This is a genomic window from Alkalicoccus saliphilus (assembly GCF_003044065.1).
Classification (GTDB): domain Bacteria; phylum Bacillota; class Bacilli; order Bacillales; family Salisediminibacteriaceae; genus Alkalicoccus; species Alkalicoccus saliphilus.
In genome coordinates this window covers 29,194-48,878 of record NZ_PZJJ01000001.1, presented here as the reverse complement: position 1 = coordinate 48,878, position 19,685 = coordinate 29,194, and the positions used below count along the sequence as shown (strand labels likewise).

At 45.0% G+C, this 19,685-nt stretch carries 22 protein-coding genes; all 22 read left to right on the top strand.

Annotation, left to right across the window (positions count from 1 at the left end; all coding sequences use genetic code 11):
* The first annotated feature begins 33 nt into the window (after positions 1-33).
* The 22 genes from plsY to hisC all read left to right on the top strand — a co-directional run bounded on the left by plsY (position 34) and on the right by hisC (position 19,682).
* Positions 34-657 carry a glycerol-3-phosphate 1-O-acyltransferase PlsY gene (gene plsY, locus C6Y45_RS00275; RefSeq protein ID WP_107582786.1) on the top strand — a complete coding sequence of 208 codons (624 nt, stop codon included), beginning with the start codon at positions 34-36 and terminating at the stop codon, positions 655-657.
* A gap of 4 nt (positions 658-661) precedes the next feature.
* Positions 662-1,717 (top strand): NAD(P)H-dependent glycerol-3-phosphate dehydrogenase, encoded by a 1,056-nt coding sequence (locus C6Y45_RS00270; protein WP_107582784.1) that lies wholly within the window; start codon positions 662-664, stop codon positions 1,715-1,717.
* 175 nt (positions 1,718-1,892) lie between these two features.
* Positions 1,893-2,096 carry a DUF2768 domain-containing protein gene (locus C6Y45_RS00265; protein WP_107582782.1) on the top strand — a complete coding sequence of 68 codons (204 nt, stop codon included), beginning with the start codon at positions 1,893-1,895 and terminating at the stop codon, positions 2,094-2,096.
* Between the two features lie 30 nt (positions 2,097-2,126).
* Positions 2,127-2,852 carry a hypothetical protein gene (locus C6Y45_RS00260; protein ID WP_107582780.1) on the top strand — a complete coding sequence of 242 codons (726 nt, stop codon included), beginning with the start codon at positions 2,127-2,129 and terminating at the stop codon, positions 2,850-2,852.
* 213 nt (positions 2,853-3,065) lie between these two features.
* Positions 3,066-3,338 (top strand): HU family DNA-binding protein, encoded by a 273-nt coding sequence (locus tag C6Y45_RS00255; RefSeq protein WP_107582778.1) that lies wholly within the window; start codon positions 3,066-3,068, stop codon positions 3,336-3,338.
* Positions 3,339-3,623: 285 nt separating this feature from the next.
* Positions 3,624-4,187, top strand: a complete 564-nt coding sequence (folE, locus tag C6Y45_RS00250) for a GTP cyclohydrolase I FolE (RefSeq protein ID WP_107583249.1) — start codon at positions 3,624-3,626, stop codon at positions 4,185-4,187.
* A 112-nt stretch (positions 4,188-4,299) separates the two neighbouring features.
* The gene (mtrB, locus tag C6Y45_RS00245) at positions 4,300-4,518 is read left to right on the top strand and encodes a trp RNA-binding attenuation protein MtrB (RefSeq protein WP_107582775.1); all 219 of its coding nucleotides are present in this window, start codon (positions 4,300-4,302) and stop codon (positions 4,516-4,518) included.
* Positions 4,519-4,678: 160 nt separating this feature from the next.
* The gene (locus C6Y45_RS00240; protein ID WP_160058015.1) at positions 4,679-5,407 is read left to right on the top strand and encodes a heptaprenyl diphosphate synthase component 1; all 729 of its coding nucleotides are present in this window, start codon (positions 4,679-4,681) and stop codon (positions 5,405-5,407) included.
* A gap of 4 nt (positions 5,408-5,411) precedes the next feature.
* A complete protein-coding gene (locus C6Y45_RS00235; protein ID WP_107582771.1) occupies positions 5,412-6,116 on the top strand; it encodes a demethylmenaquinone methyltransferase in 705 nt (234 codons plus the stop codon).
* Between the two features lie 9 nt (positions 6,117-6,125).
* The gene (locus C6Y45_RS00230) at positions 6,126-6,992 is read left to right on the top strand and encodes a UbiA-like polyprenyltransferase (protein ID WP_107582769.1); all 867 of its coding nucleotides are present in this window, start codon (positions 6,126-6,128) and stop codon (positions 6,990-6,992) included.
* Positions 6,993-7,013: 21 nt separating this feature from the next.
* Positions 7,014-7,880 (top strand): menaquinone biosynthesis protein, encoded by an 867-nt coding sequence (locus C6Y45_RS00225; protein WP_107582767.1) that lies wholly within the window; start codon positions 7,014-7,016, stop codon positions 7,878-7,880.
* The gene (hepT, locus tag C6Y45_RS00220; RefSeq protein ID WP_107582765.1) at positions 7,877-8,848 is read left to right on the top strand and encodes a heptaprenyl diphosphate synthase component II; all 972 of its coding nucleotides are present in this window, start codon (positions 7,877-7,879) and stop codon (positions 8,846-8,848) included. The genes C6Y45_RS00225 and hepT overlap by 4 nt, the downstream gene beginning before the upstream one ends.
* Before the next feature lie 113 nt (positions 8,849-8,961).
* Positions 8,962-9,399: a nucleoside-diphosphate kinase gene (gene ndk, locus C6Y45_RS00215; RefSeq protein WP_107582762.1), complete on the top strand. Its 438-nt coding sequence runs from the start codon at positions 8,962-8,964 to the stop codon at positions 9,397-9,399.
* A 466-nt stretch (positions 9,400-9,865) separates the two neighbouring features.
* The gene (aroC, locus tag C6Y45_RS00210) at positions 9,866-11,038 is read left to right on the top strand and encodes a chorismate synthase (RefSeq protein WP_107582760.1); all 1,173 of its coding nucleotides are present in this window, start codon (positions 9,866-9,868) and stop codon (positions 11,036-11,038) included.
* Between the two features lies 1 nt (position 11,039).
* A complete protein-coding gene (aroB, locus tag C6Y45_RS00205; protein ID WP_107582757.1) occupies positions 11,040-12,125 on the top strand; it encodes a 3-dehydroquinate synthase in 1,086 nt (361 codons plus the stop codon).
* Positions 12,122-12,505, top strand: a complete 384-nt coding sequence (aroH, locus tag C6Y45_RS00200; protein WP_107582755.1) for a chorismate mutase — start codon at positions 12,122-12,124, stop codon at positions 12,503-12,505. Before aroB ends, aroH begins: the two co-directional genes overlap by 4 nt.
* A gap of 190 nt (positions 12,506-12,695) precedes the next feature.
* Positions 12,696-14,243, top strand: coding sequence for an anthranilate synthase component I (gene trpE / locus C6Y45_RS00195; protein WP_107582753.1), 1,548 nt, complete (start codon positions 12,696-12,698; stop codon positions 14,241-14,243).
* Positions 14,197-15,201 carry an anthranilate phosphoribosyltransferase gene (gene trpD / locus C6Y45_RS00190; RefSeq protein ID WP_245922439.1) on the top strand — a complete coding sequence of 335 codons (1,005 nt, stop codon included), beginning with the start codon at positions 14,197-14,199 and terminating at the stop codon, positions 15,199-15,201. Before trpE ends, trpD begins: the two co-directional genes overlap by 47 nt.
* Positions 15,202-15,203: 2 nt before the next feature.
* Positions 15,204-15,977: an indole-3-glycerol phosphate synthase TrpC gene (gene trpC / locus C6Y45_RS00185; RefSeq protein WP_107583248.1), complete on the top strand. Its 774-nt coding sequence runs from the start codon at positions 15,204-15,206 to the stop codon at positions 15,975-15,977.
* Positions 15,964-17,787, top strand: a complete 1,824-nt coding sequence (locus C6Y45_RS00180; protein WP_107582749.1) for a bifunctional phosphoribosylanthranilate isomerase/tryptophan synthase subunit beta — start codon at positions 15,964-15,966, stop codon at positions 17,785-17,787. The genes trpC and C6Y45_RS00180 overlap by 14 nt, the downstream gene beginning before the upstream one ends.
* A complete protein-coding gene (gene trpA, locus C6Y45_RS00175) occupies positions 17,784-18,581 on the top strand; it encodes a tryptophan synthase subunit alpha (RefSeq protein ID WP_107582747.1) in 798 nt (265 codons plus the stop codon). The genes C6Y45_RS00180 and trpA overlap by 4 nt, the downstream gene beginning before the upstream one ends.
* An 18-nt stretch (positions 18,582-18,599) precedes the next feature.
* Positions 18,600-19,682, top strand: coding sequence for a histidinol-phosphate transaminase (gene hisC, locus C6Y45_RS00170; protein ID WP_107582745.1), 1,083 nt, complete (start codon positions 18,600-18,602; stop codon positions 19,680-19,682).
* Positions 19,683-19,685 lie beyond the last annotated feature (3 nt).

Sequence of the window (19,685 nt, the reverse complement as noted above, 5' to 3'; positions counted from 1 at the left end):
TAGATCACTGTATCAGAAGAGGGGGTCGGTTCATTGGGAATCGCAGCTGTTATAGTTTCTTATTTAATTGGGGCGGTCAGTTTCAGCTATTTAATTGGCCAGCTTCTTAAAAAACTCGACATCAGGGATCATGGAAGTGGGAACGCCGGAGCGACAAATACACTGCGTGTGCTTGGGGTCGGGCCGGCAATAGTTGTTCTACTTCTTGATTGTGCGAAAGGCATTGCGGCTGTATGGATTGGTTTTGCAGCAGGGGGAGGAGATCCAGTTCTTGCAGCTCTGTGCGGGTCAGCGGCAGTTGTTGGACATAATTGGCCTGTTTTCTTCGGATTTCGGGGCGGCAAAGGCGTGGCGACTACCATAGGAGTTCTGGCAACACTTGTTTTTTGGACGGCGCTGGCAGCAGGGATCATAGCGATTCTTACAATAGCCGTGACGAGATACGTTTCCTTGGGCTCACTGCTGTTTATGATAGGAACAACTCTATTGACAGCAGTTCTTCACCCGGTATTTAATTACCCGTTCGTTTATGTTTATTTTTTAGCCGCTTTAACAATTCTATCCTTATGGCGCCACAGTTCTAATATTAAAAAGCTTATGAATGGAACAGAAAGCAAGCTGGGAGAAAAAGTTAAATCCAAGGAAGCGGGGGGATGATGACATGAAAGAAGTTGCTGTAATAGGAGCGGGAAGCTGGGGGACGGCATTATCTATTGTTTTGGCTGACAACGGCCACAATGTCAGGCTCTGGACCAGGTCGGAAAAACAGGCAGAAACGATAAATGAAACGCATAAAAATACACGATATCTTTCCGGAGTGACTCTTCCTTCCACGATTAAAGCTTATTCGTCCATGGAGCAGGCAGTAACGGAAGCCTCCTTTGTGGTACTCGTAGTACCGACTAAGGCAATGAGAGAAGTTCTGCCGGCTTTAAAGTCTTACCTTGAGAAAGATGCGGTACTTATACACGCAAGCAAGGGAATCGAACCGGAAACTCATATGAGAATTTCGGAAATTATCGCAGAAGAACTGGATAACAAGCCGGTAGTCTGCCTGAGCGGCCCTAGTCATGCTGAGGAAGTATGCAAACAGCAGCCGACAACTGTAACATGTTCATCTCTTCATATGAATCTTGCAGAGGAAGCTCAGGATTTATTTATGAATCAGGCTTTTCGGGTTTATACTAACCCGGATCTGATTGGTGTGGAAATCGGAGGAGCATTGAAAAATATTATTGCGATCGGTTCCGGGATGACGAGCGGTCTCGGCTTCGGCGATAACGCGAGAGCTGCATTAATGACGAGAGGTCTGGCTGAGATTTCAAGGCTGGGGGTGAAAATGGGGGCAAATCCTCTCACTTTCTCCGGGCTTTCCGGACTCGGGGACCTGATAGTAACGTGTACTTCTTTTCACAGCCGAAACTGGCGTGCCGGAAATATGATCGGCAAAGGCATGTCAGTAAAACAGACAGAAGAAGAAATGGGTATGGTAGTGGAAGGCATCCGGACAACAAAGGCTGCCTATCAACTTGCAGAAAAACTGAATGTGGACATGCCTATTACAAAAGAACTTTACGCTGTCCTGTTTGAAGAGAAGGATGTGGAAGAAGCGGTGGAAGCTTTAATGGGAAGAGTAAAGAAGAAAGAAGTGGAGGAACTTATGACCGGTGCTGTTCAAAAAGAAGGCCGGGACCCCCTTGATCATATGGAGCCGTAAAGCAATGAACCCCCGGGATTTTTCCCGGGGGTTCTTATATGCGCCGGTTCCGGATATGTGACAATTTATTGACGTTTGGAACACCGCCCGTCATGCGTAGTTTACGTTTATGCATCAGGATAAATAGTGTGCTATAATGATGCAGAATTGAAAGCTGAGAGGGGAGGAAAAGCGTATGTTCGATGATCCTTTATTGAAGATGTGGGTATCTTTTATTGCCATGGCCCTCATGTTTCTCTCCGTTGTAATTACTATATTTACAAAAGAAAAGCTGACAGGGGTGCTTCGTTACTCACTTTTGACGATGAGCTTTGTGTGCATCGTAGTGTCCGGGCTGATTGTTTTAGTAATAACTTTCAGCGGCCCGGTACCGGAGTAAGACAGAATATTTCGTAAGGCGGGAGTAATAATGAAAACAACCCAATTGATTTTTCTTGCGCTTACAGTCATTCTTTTAAGCGGCTGTTTATATCCCCAGGAGGAAAGAAGCAGACAGCACGGACCGAATCAGGAGCAGGTGGACAGGGTTCAGAATGCAGTAACTCAGTTTCAGGAAAGCACCGGAGTGCTGCCAATTGCCACCCGGGAAGCAGATACTCCGACGTTTCGCAGATATCCTGTGCAGTTCACTCAGCTGATTCCTTCTTATATCAATGAGCCGCCGGGAAATGCATTTGAAAATGGCGGTAATTATCAGTACGTACTGGTGAATGTAGAAGAATTTCCGACAGTGAAATTGATTGACCTTACTACTACAAGAACCATACAGGAGGTCGAAACCCGCATTTTTTCCTACCGTAGTTCCAACGATTACGCACCGGTGGAGGAAATAGTGGGAGACGAACTTCTCAGGCTTGATTACGAAGCATTAGGTTATGAAGAGGAACCTGTAGTGGATAGTCCATTTCATCCTGATCACCGCCTGCCGCTGCTGTTTACTACGCAGGGGGATGTAGTGATCGATTTTTCACTGGATATCCAATACTATATTGAAGAATATGGAATGGAAGATTATGAAGAAGGGGACGATTTACGCTGGCTTCTTGTGGATCATTCTCCATTTGTACCGGCTTACTCCGTACCGCAGACTGTGGAGGACGGAGAAATAGTTTTTACCGAAGGAGACCAGGGCTAGCCGCGGGGCGGGTTTTTATTATAAATCCCGCCTTTTTCTGTATATATTATCCATATTCGCCAGAAAAATTATAAAAAATCGATGAAATACATAAAAAATGTTGAATTTACGGGCTTTTTCGTATAACATAAGCCTTGTTATCCCGTCGTATCAAGGGATGACGCTTTTAGAACTAACAGTGACGGTACTACATCTTGCAGGGAGGTGAACAGATTGAATAAAACAGAACTAATCAATGCAGTTGCAGAAAAGACAGACCTTTCTAAAAAGGATGCAACAGGTGCTGTAGACGCAGTTTTTGATATTATCACTGACGCTCTTCAGAAGCAGGAAAAAGTTCAGCTGATTGGATTCGGTAACTTTGAAGTCCGTGAGCGTGCTGCCCGTAAAGGCCGTAACCCACAGACTGGGGAAGAAATCGAAATTCCGGCGAGCAACGTACCTGCATTCAAGCCTGGTAAAGCCCTTAAAGATGCAGTAAAGTAATACAATTACATAAGCAGGCTTATGTAATAAAGAAACCCGTTAAGCATCTGCTTATCGGGCTTTCTTTTTGCAGAGACTCTTTACAGGCCCTGCTTTGGGTTATTATTCGGGAAGGGTGACTGCAGAAAGAGCAGTACGGTTTCTTCCTTCTCCTGCTGTCAGGAGACTATGAACCCTGTCTTACAAATTGCAGCAAGGCGCCTTTCTTGTTTTACAAATAAACGCTGTGCTATTATCTATACAATGAATGCAGACAGCAGATTCGGATCGGAGGAAAAGCAGCAAATGACACATATAAATCACCAAAAAATCGAAGAGGCCGTTACTATGATTCTGGAAGCAGTAGGAGAAGATCCGGGTCGGGAAGGACTGCAGGATACACCGAAACGCGTAGCCCGCATGTATGAAGAAATTTTCCAGGGGCTGCATCAGGACCCGAAGGAACATTTCAAAACAATTTTTGGCGAAGATCATGAAGAGCTCGTTCTCGTAAAAGATATCCCGTTTTATTCAATGTGTGAGCATCACCTTGTTCCTTTTTTTGGTAAAGCGCATATAGGCTATCTTCCGCAGGGAGGTAAAGTCACAGGCCTAAGTAAACTGGCAAGGGCCGTGGAAGCAGTCACAAAACGTCCTCAGCTTCAGGAAAGAATTACGTCTACTATTGCGGATTCCCTTGTAGAAACCCTTGAACCCCAGGGAGTTATGGTTATTGTTGAAGCGGAACATATGTGCATGACGATGAGGGGCGTAAAGAAGCCCGGTTCCTCTACGATTACTTCAGCAGTCAGGGGAGTATTCAGAGAAGATGAAGCAGCAAGATCAGAAGTACTTTCTTTAATAAAATAATGATACGAAAGACGGCCGGTCAGGCAGCCGGATTTTTTCAGCAGTTTTAATTAATTCAAACCTGTAACTGTATATTAAAAATGCATCTATATTAAATAAAAGAGGTGAGAAAGTGGCACAGTCAAATGATTATATTGTCATTAAAGCGAATCAGGACGGCGTAAACGTTATCGGACTTACAAGAGGAACGGATACGCGGTTCCACCATTCGGAGAAGCTTGATAAAAACGAAATGATGATTGCCCAGTTCACCGAACATACGTCAGCAATTAAAATCCGTGGAGACGCTACAGTTCAGACTGCACATGGAGAAATGTCCAGTAATGATTAACAGGTAAGTTTTAAAGGTTTCTGTTTCAGGCTGCCCAGGGATCTGCTGGTAAAACTTCGCTGTGTACCTTCCTCGTCGGAAATTAATTATGATATACTATACTAGCTGGCTTGAAAGCCTTTTAAACAAAGGCGCCACAGGTAGTTTGGAGGAAATAAGGATGACCGCGACTTATGACAACGTACACATTATACATAAATTAACGACGGAGTTTTATCAGCGGGTGAGAGAGCCGTATGTGCAGCGTTTTATACCTGAGCCTGTAATGAACCCGACTCAGGCGGGAATCATTTTGACAATGCTGGACAGATCCGGGGCAGAGATCAATGACAGGCATTCTGTAGCACTCTCCGCCCTGCTCGTGCAGGCTGCAATGGATACACATGACAGAATTGGAATTATGGAAACGACAAGTGAGATTGAAAGAAAACAGCGCCAGCTGACGGTCCTTGCCGGCGATTATTTCAGCAGCCTGTATTACGGACTGCTGGCTGAATGTGGCGAAGGAAAATTTATAAAGGTGTTTTCAAGAGCAATCCAGGAAATCAACGAAGCAAAAATGAGAGTAACGGAAGCAGATTCTGAAAGTGAAGCGATGGAACATTTTATGATAGTACGCAGTGCACTTACAACTCACTTAGCCGCTTTTCTCGGATTTGCTTCTTCCATACCGTCTATCCGCCGGCTTTATCTGCTGCAGTGCCTGACCGGCAGAGAAGAAAGTTTTATGCTCAATACAGCTGTAAATCAGTCGGCCAGCAGCCGGAAAAGTCTGGCTCAACAGGCATATGGACTGATTAAGGAGGAGGGGCAGGAAGATTTTCCTCTCTATCACATCATTCAGCAGGAAGCTGATATGCTGATGGCATCTATGAGGACAGGAGAATAAATCAATGCGACAATCCAAAGAGCAGCGTGTACACGATATTTTTGAATCTATTTCCGGACAATACGACCGAATGAATGCAATAATCAGTTTTCAGCGCCACGTAGCGTGGAGAAAAGATACGATGAAAAAAATGAATGTGAAACAGGGGGAAATGGCCCTGGATGTATGCTGTGGTACAGCTGACTGGACGATTCAGCTTGCCGAAGCATGTGGAGAAAATGGGGAAGTGAAAGGGCTTGACTTCAGCCGGAATATGCTCGACATTGGCGTGGATAAAACAAAAAACTACTCCCAGATTGAACTGATTCAGGGAAACGCCATGGAACTTCCTTTTGAAGATAATACATTCGATTACGTTACTATCGGATTCGGGCTCAGGAATGTGCCGGATTATCTTCAGGTGCTCAAAGAAATGTACCGTGTGGTAAAGCCGGGAGGTCTTGCCGTGTGCCTGGAAACTTCCCAGCCTACTGCACCCGTCTTTAAACAGCTGTACTGGACTTATTTTTCTTACGTAATGCCGTTATTCGGAAGAATCTTTGCAAAGAGCTACAAAGAATATTCCTGGCTTCAGGAATCCACTAAGCAGTTTCCGGATAAAGTGGCATTAAAGCATCTTTTCCTTAGAGCAGGTTTTTCTTCGGTGGAAGTGAAATCCTATTCAGCTGGTGCAGCCGCCGCCCATTTTGCAGAAAAATCGCGAAAGTAGGTTTTCCGGATGCGAAAATTGAAAATTATATTAGAAATGATAAAGTTTGAACATACTGTATTTGCCCTCCCTTTTGCTTTTTTGGGGGCAGTACTCGGCAGTATGCTTATAAATGATGGATGGCCGCCTTTAATGGACTGGGTTTGGATTACCCTTGCTATGGTTGGGGCCCGCAGCGCAGCAATGTCTTTGAACAGAGTTATCGATGCTAAAATTGATAAAGCTAATCCCCGTACTGCAGATAGAGCTATTCCAGCCGGACTGTTATCGACAGCGGAAACACTTATATTTATTACAGTATCCTTCGCACTGCTTATTTTTTCCGCTTTCCAATTGAATATACTGGCTGTATATCTGCTGCCTGCTGCAGTGTTTTTTCTTGTGTTCTATTCCTACACAAAACGCTTCACATGGGCATGCCATCTTATTCTTGGAGTAACTATTGGACTTGCCCCGCTTGGAGGCTGGGTGGCTGTTACTGGAACCATTACGTGGGAAGCTCTCGTACTTTTTGCAGCGGTAGCTTTATGGACAGCAGGATTCGATGTTATATACGCAACGCAGGATGCAGAATACGACCGGGAAGTCAGCCTGCACTCTATTCCGAGCAGATTTGGCATAGCGAATGCTCTGCGGTTTGCCCGGGGATTTCATGTTGTCAGTTTTGCAGCGATGCTTACACTTGCAGTTATAACCCCTCTCAGCTGGATTTATTTAATTGGGACATTTATCGTAGGAGCTATTATGACGTATGAGCACTCGCTTGTATCTCCAACGGATTTAAGCAAAGTCAACGTGGCGTTTTTTACTATGAATGGAATCATCAGCCTTTTAATGCTGACTTTTACATTAGGCGATTTAATGGTGTTATCTTGATCGGCGGGAGGAGGTTTTTGAATGTCTCTTGTAATTGGAGAAATTAATTATACAAATATTATGCCGATGTTCTCGGAACTCCCCCGAAAAGAGCTTCTGAATAAGGGGTTTGCTTTTCAGCAGGCCGTTCCTTCACAGTTGAACCGGATGATGGCGGCAGGGGAGGTCGACCTTGGCGGCATTAGTTCATTTGAATATGCCCAGAACTCTTCTGCTTATGAAGTGCTTCCTGGTCTCTGTGTTTCCTCTATAGGAGCCGTAGGGTCAATTTTCTTATTTTCCCGCATACCGGTTTCAGAGCTCGACGGAGAAAATGTGGCACTTACCTCAAGTTCTGCTACGTCCGTTCATTTACTGAAAATCATTTTGAATCGTTATTATAAAATTTTTCCGGAATTCAAATCAGAACCACCGAATCTTACTAAAATGCTTCAGCACAGCGAAGCCTGTCTTTTAATAGGGGATGATGCGATAAAAGCCTCCTGGGAAAACGAGGAGCTTTATACATACGATCTCGGAACGCTCTGGTACGAATGGACCGGCTTTCCTATGACGTATGCGTTGTTTGCTGTAAGAAGTGAAGCTGCTTATAAATACCCATACGAACTGCAGCTGCTGTTTGAATCTTTTCATAAAAGCAGACTCAAAAACGAGCAGGATGAGTACCGGGAACTGACTGAAAAAATTCGTCAGTCGTCCGGAGGATCCGAAAAGTTCTGGGCGGATTATTTCCGTAATCTCCGTTTTGAGCTTACCGAGGATCATTTTAAAGGACTTGAACTGTATTTTTCGCTCCTTGAAGAAGAAGGATATATTAATAAAGCAGAAAGCATTAAACTTTGGAAACCGCTGAGAGAAGACCAGTTAAGTAAGGTGGATATAACATGAAGCTAGTGGACATATACCGGCATCTGCGTCCGGACATAGTTAAGCTGGAAAGAGAAATAGAGGCGCAGGTGCAGGCGGACCATCCAGTGCTCCGTGCAGCTTCTACTCATCTTCTTAAAGCCGGCGGCAAAAGGATTCGTCCGGTATTTGTACTTTTAAGTGCCCAGTACGGTACGTACGATCTTGAAGAAATCAAAAAAGTGGCTGTGCCTCTGGAATTAATTCATATGGCATCCCTGGTGCATGATGATGTAATCGATAACGCTGAAGTCCGGCGGGGTAAAAAAACGATAAAGTCCCAGTGGGACAACAGGGTTGCCATGTACACCGGAGACTATATATTTGCAAAGGCTACGGAAATAGCAGCATTCAGCTCCTATCCTCAAGTACATCCGGTACTTTCATACGCCATGGAAGAAATGTGTATTGGGGAAATAGAGCAAATTCGTGATCAGTTTCGTACGGAACAGACTTTAAAGCAGTATTTGAAAAGAATCCGGCGCAAAACAGCACTCCTAATTTCGGTGAGTTGTGAACTCGGGGCTCTTGTATCCGGTGCTTCACCATCTGTTCAGTATGCATTAAAATGGTATGGATATTACGTAGGAATGGCTTTTCAAATAACGGATGATATTCTGGACTTTGTCGGTAGTGAAAAAGAACTTGGCAAACCAGCGGGAAGTGACCTTATCCAAGGAAATATTACTTATCCTGCCTTATATGCGATGGAGAAAAATCCGGAATTCAGAAAAAACATTAACCGTTATATGCATAATCCTTCGGAGGAAAGTCTTGAAGTGGAGGAAGCTATTGAGATCATTAGAAAGAGCGGGGCAGTAAACGCAGCGAAATCTCTGGCTGATAAGTATGTAGCAAAAGCTGTGCGTATGCTGGATATCATTCCGGAAGAGGAACAGCACGCTTCTCTAAAGAAGATTGCGGTCTATATAGGCAGTAGGAAATTTTAGCTCTGTGCCCCGGCACAGAGTTTTCAATCACTTTTGCTGAAAGCGTTGTCACTATGACTTTCTTTTGTTATAGTGGAATAGAATTACATATTATGCAGGCAGGAGTGGTCAAAATGGAAAGATCTTTTGTAATGGTAAAACCCGATGGTGTTAAGAGGGGGCTGGCTAGTTCAATAATGGCCAGATTTGAAGCGAAAGGCTACAGAATCTGTGGTGCGAAACTGATGCAGATGTCTGAAGATCTTGCAAAAACTCATTATGCAGAACATAAAGAGCGTCCTTTTTTCGGGGAACTTGTGTCATTTATTACTTCCGGGCCGGTGTTTGCAATGGTGCTGGAAGGTGAAGGTGTCATTGAGGAAGCCCGTAAAATGATTGGCAAAACAGATCCTAAGGAAGCTGCACCCGGTACGATCCGAGGAGATTATGCCATTCTAAAATCAGAAAACATTATTCATGGCTCGGATTCTCCGGAAAGTGCAGAACGGGAAATTTCCCTCTTCTTCAGCAGTGAAGAAATTATTGAACAAAGCTCTGCGGCAAATGTATAATATTCAGAAGAAGGCACTCCTCCGGGGGTGTCTTTTTTGATACCACCTCTAAAGAAAACGACGATTGGCTGCCTTTACTGCCAGCAAGTTAAAAACTGGGCCTTAAAATTTTTTTAGGCTTAATTCTGAATTCGAGCCGGTCCCGTTTAACTTCAAGGGAGGTTCTGTTATCCTTCACGTAAGAGCAGCTCACAGTTCCCGATAGATGTTAACAGCAGCTTTTGAGATGAATGGATGTTTTAGAGCTTATTCATAATCATTGCAGGGAAGTATACTGCAGCAATGGATAAAAGTCAGAGCTGATTATCCAGTAAGTGAAAACTGGGTGCGCAGTCAAAGCGTAATTTATTACCAGAACACGCTTTAAATTATCTTTCCCCCTTGAAAAATAATCTGATTTCGTCAACAATAGAGGATAAGTTAATTTAACACATAAAAGTGATAAAGAAAGCAGAGGTAGATAGTAATGCGATTTTTAACAGCAGGTGAATCTCACGGGCCGCAGTTGACGGCTATTATTGAAGGAGTTCCGTCCCAGCTTCCGCTTACGGCAGAAGATATTAATGAACATCTGGCCAGAAGGCAGAAAGGCTACGGGCGGGGAAGGCGCATGCAGATCGAAAAAGATCAGGTTCAGATATTAAGCGGTGTACGTCACGGTAAAACAACAGGTGCGCCTATCACGCTTGCTGTTGAGAATAAAGACTGGACTCACTGGACAAAAATTATGGGAGCAGAGCCTATCAGTGAGGAGGAGGCGCAGGAGGTAAAACGAAAAATTACCCGGCCGCGCCCTGGCCATGCAGATCTTAACGGCGCTGTGAAATACCGGCACCGTGACATGAGAAACGTCCTGGAAAGATCCAGTGCGAGAGAAACGACAGTGAGAGTTGCAGTAGGAGCTCTTGCGCAGGTTATCCTGAGGCAGTTTGGTATTAATATGGCGGGACACGTCCTTGAAATAGGTAATATACGTGCAGAAAGAAAAGATTTTTCTTCTGTGGGAGAGCTTAAAAGTGTAACGGAAGCTTCTGAAGTGCGCTGCTCTGATGAGGAAGCAGGAGAAAAAATGAAGGAAGCAATTGATGATGCAAAGAAAAACGGAGATTCCATTGGAGGAATTGTAGAGGTCATTGCAGAAAATGTCCCGATCGGTCTTGGTTCCTTTGCACATTATGATAGAAAACTGGACGGGAAAATTGCCCAGTCTGTCATGAGTATCAATGCTTTTAAAGGAATCGAAATAGGTCTTGGTTTTGAAGCCGCCCGGATGCTCGGGAGTAATGTTCATGATGAAATAGCCTATGAAGAAGGAAGAGGTTTTTATAGAAAATCCAATCGTCTCGGCGGTTTTGAGGGTGGTATGACCAACGGAATGCCGGTCGTCGTCCATGGAGCAATGAAGCCTATTCCTACGCTCTATAAGCCTCTTCAGAGTGTGGATATCGATTCCAAAGAACCATTCACTGCGTCGATAGAGCGGTCCGACAGCTGTGCAGTACCTGCAGCCGCAGTTGTGTGTGAAGCAGCAGTAGCGTGGGAGCTCGCCGATGCTTTCCTGGAAAAGTTCGGTTCAGATACGATGGATGATATTCATGCTGCCTATAATCACTATCAGGAGGAAGCGAGGAATTTTTAAAATGGACGAGAGTCTTCTTATTCACAGTGCCTCGCATTCCTATCCAGTATGGATAGAAGACGGTATCCGGCATCACACTGCTGAACTCGTAAGAAAAGCCGTTCCAGACTATACGAAGGTTTTTATTATAGCTGACGAAAACGTCGGTAAGCTTTATATAGAAGATATACTTTCTTCATTTCCTGCGGAAAGCAGACCGGATTATACACTGCTTCCTGCAGGGGAAATGTCTAAATCATTCGCCGAGTATGAACGGCTGATAACTGAGTGTCTGCAGCAGGGGCTGGACCGTAAGTCAGTTATTCTCGCTTTTGGCGGGGGAGTCACAGGGGATATAGCAGGATTTACAGCTGCCACATATATGCGCGGTATACCTTTTATTCAAATCCCTACCACTCTTCTTGCCCATGACAGCAGTGTAGGAGGAAAAACGGGCATCAATCATCCCGGTGCAAAGAACATGGTAGGAGCTTTCCACCCTCCGCATGGAGTAATCTATGACCCGGAAATGCTCCGCACCCTTCCGCCGGAGGAGTGGCGTTCAGGTTATGCAGAAGTAGTAAAGCACGCGTTGATTTCTGATAAACCATTCTTAAACTGGCTGATGGAGAATGTACAGGATCTTTCGCTTCTGCAAGGGGAACGTCTTAAAGAGCTTCTTAAAAAGTCGATTCAGGTAAAAGCAGACGTGGTTCAGAAAGATGAGCGGGAGAGCGGTATAAGAGCTTATTTGAATTTTGGTCACACACTCGGCCATGCGCTTGAATCCTATGCCGGCTATGGAAAGCTCACGCATGGAGAAGCCGTTGCTTCCGGGATGATCTTCGCTGTAAGACTCAGCCGCGCGGAACTGAACGCGGCACTTCCTGAAAACGAGCTCCGTAAATACTTGGCCAGCCTTGGATACAGGCTGGATCTGGAAAAAGAAGCTGAGGCTGTAAAACTGATTCAATTAATGAAAAAAGACAAAAAAACAGCCGGAGGCAGAATTAATTTCGTGCTGCTTGAAGAAGTGGGGCGGCCCGTTTTGAAAAGGGCTGCGGAGGAGACACTGCTTCATCTGCTGGAAAACGAGGTGGCAAAATGATAAGGGGAATCCGGGGAGCAACAACGGTATCAGGAGATAAAGAAGAAGAAATTTTAAGAGCAACAGAAGAACTGATGCGTAAAATTGAAGAGCAGAATGATCTTTTACCGGAACATATTTCTCATGTCATGATAACAGTAACTGATGATGTGACAGCCACTTTCCCGGCAAGGTCGCTGAGGGATATGCCCGGCTATCAATTCGTGCCGGTAATGTGTGCGAGGGAGATACCTGTTCCAGGAAGCCTGCCTTTTTGTATCAGACTGATGGTGACAGCAGAAACGGACAGGGGACAAAAGGAAATTACCCATATTTATTTAAATGAAGCTGAAAAGCTCCGGCCGGATCTTTCCTTGACAAAAGGGAACAGACAGCGTTAGTATAGTCGCTAATAGTTAGTTTAGCAGAGCAGAGAGAAGCAGAGACAGAGCAGAGAGAAGATGAGCTGAGACCACAACGTACATCCGCCCGGATTGGATTTTTCTTTTCAGAAAAATCTTGTTAAGGGTATCTCCATCTTTACTCCCCCCTCTTAAAATGCTTCATCTCCAAACAGGATGAGGTGAATAAATGATTTCCATAACCGAACAGGAATTTATAAATCAGGCAGCAACCAGTACGACCATCCCAGTTACTGCTACTGTAGTGGCAGATACAAAAACACCTATACAATTATTTCAACTTTTTGACGAAGAAGCCTCTTTTTTATTGGAAAGCAGGGATCCTCTCTCTTCCTGGTCCAGCTATTCATTTATCGGTTTGAATCCAATGCAGTTTTTAAAGGACTCAGAAACAGGGTTTTCTTCCTACGATGTATCAGGCAGAGAGCTGTGGCAGGAGGAGAGTCTTCAGGCAGCGTGGGAACGTACGATGAAGGACTTTAACGTATCGCAGAACCTTCCTGACCTTCCTTTCCCCGGTGGAGCTGTAGGCTATCTCGGCTTTGAAGGATTCCGGTTTTATGAACCAAGAACTGCAGGGCTTGAAAGCAGCACGAACGATGTATATTTTATGTTCTGTGAAACGGTTCTCGCCTATCACCATGAAAAAGAAGAGCTTACACTGATGCATTTTCAAAACACGGCAGATGGTGGGGCTGCTGCCTATCGGAAAGCAGTACAAAAGATAGAGTCGCTTCTTGCGAAAATTGACAGAGGTTCAGAAAGAACACTGCCTGCTGTTCCAGTGGAGGAATCTTTGAATGAAGATATCTTCAGTGGAGTTTCTTCAAATTATACTAAAGAAGGTTACGAAAAAGATGTCAGGAAAATCAAAGAATATATTGCAGCCGGCGATGTATTTCAGACGGTTCTCTCTCAGAGATTCGAAGTACCGGTGCGATCAAGTGGACTGGACCTTTACAGAGTATTAAGAAAAATCAACCCGAGCCCGTATTTGTACTATATACGATTTCCGGAACAGGAAGTCATCGGCAGTTCGCCGGAACGACTCGTGAAAGTGGACAAGAGCCGCGGTTTGGAAATTCATCCGATTGCCGGAACCAGAAAAAGAGGCAGAAACAGAGAAGAAGACGAAAAGCTCGCCGCAGAACTTGCCGCAGATGAAAAAGAAAAAGCAGAGCACTTAATGCTTGTGGATCTGGCCCGTAACGATCTGGGACGAATAAGTGAATACGGCAGCATCCGTGTACACGACATGATGCATATATCTTATTTTTCCCACGTCATGCATTTGACGACGAAAGTGACCGGCCGTCTGAAGGAATCGATTCATCCCTTCGAAGCACTTTTGTCTACTCACCCTGCCGGCACAGTTTCCGGCGCGCCGAAAGTCAGGGCAGTGGAAATCATTCAGGAACTTGAGAAGCAGCCGCGTGGCGTTTATGCCGGAGCTGTAGCTTATTACGGTTTTAATAAAGCGATGGATTCCTGCATCGCTATCCGTACAATAGTTCTTAAGGATCAAACCGCCTACGTTCAGGCGGGGGCAGGAATTGTTCAGGATTCCATTCCGGAAATGGAATGGGAAGAGACGAGAAACAAAGCAAAGGCTTTAATATACGCCATTAAACTGGCAGAGCAGAGAATAGCTAAAGAGGAGGTCATTGAAAATGACACTAGAAAAGGTCTTGTCGGGGAGCCGTCTGACCGCAGCTGAGTCGAGGGAAATTGTAATGCAGATGATGGAAGGCAGAATGAGCAGAGAAGAAATGGCGGCTGTACTTTCTGTTATGGCTTACAGAGGTGAGACAGCAGAGGAAATAACAGGGTTTGCCCAGGGAATGCTCGCTAAAGCGAAAAACGTATCTCTCCCTTTTGAAGTACTGGATACGTGCGGAACCGGAGGAGATGCTTCCGGTACGTACAACATATCGACAGCGTCAGCCATTCTTTTGAGTTCTTTAGGCGTTAAAGTAGCTAAACACGGCAATCGGAGTGTTTCATCGAAAACAGGCAGTGCAGATGTTCTGGAAAAGCTTGGTGTTCCTTTTCAGAACAGCGAAAAGGAGGCAGCCTTAAGCCTTCAGGATCATTCACTGACTTTCTTTTATGCCCCGGTCTATCATGAAGCTATGAAAAACGTAGCTCCTGTCAGGAAGGCACTGAAACAGAAAACAATTTTTAACCTTCTGGGTCCTTTAACCAATCCGGCCCAGGCTTCCCGCCGTGTGATAGGCGTTTACAGTATTGATGCCGCCCGAAAGATGGCTGAAGCCTCTATGGAGCTTCCAATAGAACGTGCTCTTTTTGTTGCCGGGGAAGATGGCATGGATGAATTTACTGTACAGGGCAGGACTTTTGTCGTAGAAAAGAATGGAAAAAATATAACTGAGTATGAATATACTCCGGAGGATGCAGGGCTTTCCAGACACTCCATTAACGAAGCGGTAGTGAACACCCCGTCAGAGAGTGCGGCACTTATTAAACGAATATTCCAGAGAGAAGCACCGGGAGCAGCCGTGGATCTGCTGCTTCTCAATGCAGGTGCGGCTTTATACACTGCTGGAAAAACCGCCTCCATTAAAGAGGGCGTGGCCGCTGCTGAAAATGCTCTTGGTAAAACGGTCCTTGCCCATTTGGAAGCGATGCAGAGAGAAGGGGCTAATGTAGGATGACTATACTCAATACTATTACTGCCAGAAAGAAAGAAGAAATACCAGCGATTAAGATACCTGGCGAAAGGCTTGTAACCACCTCTAAAAAATCTCTTTACCGTTCATTGAAACAGTCAATGTGGCCGCTTGGAATTATTGCCGAAGTGAAAAAGGCTTCACCCTCGAGAGGCATTTTGACGGAAAATTTCCAGCCGGTTGAAACAGCCCTGCAGTATGAAGATATTCATGCTGCAGGCATCTCTGTTTTAACAGATAAAGATTTTTTTCAGGGAAAAGCAGACTATTTAACAAAAATTAAGCAAGAGGTAAATGTGCCTGTTCTGCGGAAAGATTTTATTATTGATGAAGTACAGGTACGCGAATCAGAGAAAATTGGGGCAGATGCAGTACTCCTGATCGCTGCAATTCTCGAGGGAGCACAGTTGAAGGAGCTTTACAGCCAGGCGGTTGAGCTTGGCATGGAAGTTCTTGTGGAAGTGCATAATGAAAAAGAAATCGAAAAGGTTTTCAGTCATGTGACCCCTGAACTTATCGGCATAAATAACCGTGACCTTAATACTTTTGAAACGGACTTGAAGACAACTTCAAGGCTGAAGCCGTACCTGCCTGAAAATACGCTGCTTGTAAGTGAGAGCGGTGTACACACGAAAGCGGACGCCGATTATCTTAGGGACGCAGGTGCTGAAGGGCTGCTCGTTGGAGAAGGTTTTATGAAAAGTGCGAATAAAAAGCAGTTTCTGGAATCTCTTTTCGGAGGTGCTTATGACGCTGATTAAATTCTGCGGTACACGTTCAGAAGAAGATTATAAAGCTGCTCTTCGTTCAAAAGCCGATTTTATCGGCTTTATCTTTGCAGATAGTAAAAGAAGGGTCACTGCCACTCAAGTAAAGGCGTGGAAAACGTCCAATACACCGGGCAGTAAAAAACTTATTGGTGTATTTGTGAACGAATCTCCGGAAGTTATAAAAAAAACAGCACAGCAGGCCGGAATTGATGGTATTCAACTGCATGGATCTGAAACGCCTGAGGATGTAAAAAACCTCAAAAAAGAAACTTCCCTCACTATTTTTAAAACAATTCATCACAGCAGTAAGGCGCTGGAGCAGATGAAATTGTTTGAAGGTATGGTCGATGGATACATTATCGATACGAAAACACCAGAGGGATGGGGGGGGACAGGGACTTCCTTTGATTGGGAAGCAGTACCTGCCTATTCGAAGGAAGCAGAGGAACAAAATGTCTTCTGTCTCATAGCAGGAGGTATCACTCCGGATAATATAAAAGATCTTCTCGCCTTTAAACCGCACGGTATAGATGTTTCTTCAGGTATCGAATCAGACGAACGAAATGATGAAAGGAAGATGATGATCATGTCAGAAGCTGCAAAAAAAAGCTACCAGGCACCTGACGCTCTCGGCAGATACGGCTCATTCGGGGGAAAGTACGTTCCGGAAACTTTAATGTACGCTCTCGAAGAGCTGGAAGAAGCCTACAAAAGCATCAAAGAGGATGAGCAGTTTCATAACGACCTATGGAAGGAACTAAGTGAATATTCCGGGCGGCCTACTGCTGTTACCTATGCTGAAAGACTGACAGAACATTTCGGGGGAGCAAGGATTTATTTGAAACGGGAAGATTTAAATCATACCGGTGCGCATAAAATTAACAATGCACTGGGACAGGCGCTGCTTGCAAAAAAGATGGGTAAAAACCAGATTGTTGCTGAAACGGGAGCCGGACAGCATGGAGTTGCTTCAGCGACCGTAGCAGCAAGATTCGGTTTAAGCTGTAAAGTTTTTATGGGTGCGGAAGATATGAAGCGTCAGGAGCTTAATGTATTCCGGATGAGACTTCTCGGTGCCGAAGTAATCGAAGTGACTTCAGGAGGGCGTACGCTTAAAGATGCTACAAATGAAGCTATCCGTCACTGGGTCGCAAATGTGGAAGACACTTTTTATTTAATAGGAAGTGTTGTAGGTCCGCATCCGTATCCGATGATCGTAAGAGATTTTCAAAGCGTAATTGGATCAGAAAGCAGACGTCAGCTTCTCGAACGTACAGGGAAGCTTCCCGATGAAGTCGTTGCCTGTGTCGGCGGCGGAAGCAATGCAATCGGGATGTTCCATCCTTTTCTTGAGGACGAAGAAGTAAAACTCACAGGCGTGGAAGCTGCCGGCAAAGGAGTGGATACTTCGCTTCATGCAGCTACTCTTTCCAAAGGCAGAAAAGGAGTACTGCACGGTTCCCTTTCCTATCTTCTTCAGGATGAGGACGGAAACATCACTGAACCGTATTCGATTTCAGCAGGTCTGGACTACCCGGGAATCGGACCGGAGCATGCTCATCTTCATGAAACAAAACGCGTAAACTACGTGCCTGCCACCGACAGTGAGGCTATGGCAGCTCTGGAGACTCTCTGCCAGCTGGAGGGAATTCTTCCGGCAGTAGAAACGGCTCATGCCCTTGCACACGTGGAGAAAACAGCACCAAAAATGAATAAAGATGAAATTATTCTCGTCTGTCTTTCCGGACGTGGAGATAAAGATGTCCACACAATTCAGAACGTACTGGAGGAGAACGAATGAATCGTCTTGCAGAAAACAACTTCACACATGCGGAGAAAAGATTTGTTCCCTATATAATGAGCAGTCACCCGACTTACGAAGCCTCGATCGATATAGCACTGACACTGGAGGAAGCAGGTGTCAGTGCTATAGAATGGGGAGTGCCTTTCAGTGACCCGCTGGCTGACGGACCTGTGATTCAGGAGGCAGGTGAAGAGGCGCGTAAAGAAGGAGGGAGTCTCCGCCAGGCACTTAAAGGAGCTGCGGAAGCAAGAGAAAGAGGTCTTACCGTACCACTTGTCCTCTTTACTTATATTAATCCTGTTCTTTCTATCGGCTATAAAGAAGTACTGGAAAAAATGAACGCTGCCGGAATGGATGGTATTCTGATTCCGGATCTGCCTTTTGAAGAAAGTGATGAACTGAGAAATTTATGTCATGAATACGGCATATCTTTAATATCGCTTGTGGCTCCGAGTTCCGGAACCCGTATGGAAAAAATCAGCCGGCTGGGAGATGGGTTTATTTATTATGTAACTTCTCTAGGAGTTACAGGAGCCAGAGAGAATTTTGCCGAAAAACTGGAAGAAACAATCAACGAACTGAAAAAGACAGCGGAAGTTCCTGTACTCGCCGGATTTGGAATATCCAAAAAAGAACACGTGCGTTATTTCCAGGAAATTGCTGACGGCGCCATTGTAGGCAGCGCCCTCGTCAAGTTTATTTCTGAAAGAGCAGAAGTGCTTCGCAGCAGTACTCGGAAGGAAGCTGCACTTGAAGAAATCCGCAGCTTTATAACAGAGCTTAATTCATAGCAGAAAGGGGCATTCAGTTTGAAGATTAAACAATCGATGGCCGGCCTTACCCCATATCAGCCGGGAAAGCCAATGGAAGAAGTGAAACAGGAGCTTGGACTGGATCGTGTCGTTAAGCTCGCATCTAATGAAAATCCGTATGGAGCTTCACCTCAGGCACTCGCAGCAGTAAATAAGGCACTGGAAAATGTTGCGGTGTATCCGGACGGCTATGCAAGAGTGCTTCGTGAGAAAGTAGCTCAGCAGCAGAAAGTTGAAGAAAAGCAGCTTCTATTTGGTAACGGATCGGACGAAGTGATTCTTATCCTGTGCCGTGCACTCCTGAATCCTGGAGATAACATAGTAACCGCTGTTCCAACTTTTCCACAATATAAACATAACGCGGTGATAGAAGGGGCGGAAGTGAAAGAAGTTCCGCTCGAAGCGGGGGTGCATAACCTGGATAATATGGCAGATGCTGTTACCAGCAGAACTAAAATGGTCTTCGTATGTAACCCGAATAACCCTTCAGGTACTTATGTGAATCATAAGCAATTCAGTGATTTCATGAAAAAAATACCGGAAGACGTGCTCGTTGTGAGTGATGAAGCGTATTATGAATACGTTACGGCACACGATTTTCCTGATACAAAAGCACTTTTGGAACAGTACAGCAATCTGCTTATTTTAAGAACTTTCTCGAAAGCATATGGACTTGCCTCCCTTAGAATTGGATACGGTATCGGACGCGAAGAATTAATACAGGCAGTCGAGCCGGGCAGAGAACCTTTTAATACGAACAGTGCTGCCCAGGCTGCAGCTGCTGCCGCTCTCGAAGACGAAGAATTCTTAAACAGCTGTACAGAAAAAAATGCAGAAGAGATGAAAAAATTCGAAGCATTCTGTGAGGAAAACGAATTTTCCTATTATCCTTCGGAAGCTAATTTTATTTTGATGAGTGCAGGCAGGCCTGGCGGAGAAGTATATGAAAAGCTTCTTCATGCCGGCTTCATCGTACGAAACGGAGAGGCTCTCGGATTTCCTGATTATGTACGGATTACTCTTGGGACCCCCCGGCAAAATAAGGACATCCGCACGGAACTGCTGAACTGGCTTAAGTAGGAG